Annotated in this window: 1 protein-coding gene; it reads right to left on the bottom strand. The window is 61.7% G+C overall.

The window, feature by feature from the left end; genetic code table 11:
• Positions 1-46: 46 nt before the first annotated feature.
• Positions 47-862 (bottom strand): transporter substrate-binding domain-containing protein, encoded by an 816-nt coding sequence (locus NW815_RS10380; protein WP_414415983.1) that lies wholly within the window; start codon positions 860-862, stop codon positions 47-49.
• Positions 863-878: the final 16 nt, after the last annotated feature.

Genomic DNA, 878 nt, shown 5'->3' on the forward strand with positions numbered 1-878 from the left:
TCAGCAGTGTTCAGCGTAAATGTATCAGTAGGGAGTATCCTCAACTTTAGGGCAACCCCCAGGCTCTGGCCCGCTCTGCCAGCCAGCCCTCAGCCCGCAAATTCTCCAGTTCTCGGCGCACCCGCAGCCGCAATTCGGCGTGCTGCAGCCCCTTGGGCATGGCAATGCCCAGCCCCACCGTTGCCAAGGGGGATCCCAGAAATTGAAACTGTTGCTCCGCAGCGCTTTCGCGACGGGGATGCTCTGCTAGCCACCCTGCCAGCACCGAGCGATCTGCTGCCCACCCCTGCACCGCCCCTTTCAGGAGCAGTTCCGCCCCTTCTCGGTAGGAATCGACAGGCACCAACTCCACCCCTGGCAGGTATCGATTCAGCAGGGGAATGGCGCTGGAACCGCGCAAGACTGCAACGCGACCGCCCCGCAAGTCCGACCAGCTTTCCCAGTTGTGGGAACGAGCCACAACCAAGCTGGGGCCATCCTGATAGTAAGCAGAAGTGAACTCCACCTGGCGCGCCCGATCCGGGGTAATGCCGATCTGAGCAATGGCCAAATCCACCTGGCCGTCAGCCAGCACCTGCAGCCGCTCTACATTCGAGACCGGCACCAACTCCACAGCCTCTGCCGAGCCCAACAGCCGGGATCCCAGCTCACAAGCCAGCTCGATCTCAAACCCCTGCAGATCCCCTTGGGGAGTGCGAAACCCCAGCGGCCTCAAGTTGTCTTTTACGGCAACGCGCAGCCGCCCAGAATCCACAATCTCCGGCCAAGGACGAGCCACAGTAGGGATCCCTCTCCCCAGGCAGGCGAGGGCCAGAATGGCTGCCAGGAAGGACTTCTGGATAGCCGTCGGAACCTGATACATTCACGCTGAACTCTCC

It is taken from the genome of Synechococcus sp. R6-7 (assembly GCF_047461695.1).
In the GTDB taxonomy this organism is placed as follows: Bacteria; Cyanobacteriota; Cyanobacteriia; order Thermostichales; family Thermostichaceae; genus Thermostichus.